We start from the raw sequence: 384 nt of genomic DNA, 5'->3' as shown, positions 1-384 counted from the left end.
TGTGTTCCAGGCCGATCTCGGCGGCGTTCTCCAGCTGCGCCGGGGTCGCGCCCAGCACTTCCGCCAGGCCAGCGGCGGCCATCGCGCAGGCCGAGCCCACTTCGCCCTGGCAGCCGACTTCGGCACCAGAGATTGAGGCGTTCTTCTTGCACAGGATGCCGACGGCCGCGGCGCCGAGGAGGAAATTCACCACGTCGTCGTCATTGGCTTCGGGGTTGAAGCGCATGTAGTAGTGCAGCACCGCCGGAATGATTCCCGCCGCGCCGTTGGTGGGCGCGGTGACCATGCGCCCGCCCGCAGCGTTTTCCTCGTTCACCGCCAGGGCGTAGAGGTTGACCCATTCCATGGCGCTCATGGTGCTGCCGATGACGTTGGGCTTGCCCA

At 66.9% G+C, this 384-nt stretch carries 1 protein-coding gene; it reads right to left on the bottom strand.

Features of this window, described 5'->3' with window-relative positions:
* Window positions 1-384 (bottom strand): L-serine ammonia-lyase, iron-sulfur-dependent, subunit alpha (locus tag DM872_RS00095; RefSeq protein ID WP_179057555.1); only part of this gene is annotated, 384 nt, incomplete at both ends.

Origin of the sequence: Pseudomonas taiwanensis, assembly GCF_013393345.1 — a bacterium.
GTDB lineage: Bacteria > Pseudomonadota > Gammaproteobacteria > Pseudomonadales > Pseudomonadaceae > Metapseudomonas > Metapseudomonas resinovorans_C.
The sequence above is the reverse complement of the archived record's forward strand: the minus strand, read 5'-3'. Positions and strand labels throughout refer to the sequence as shown.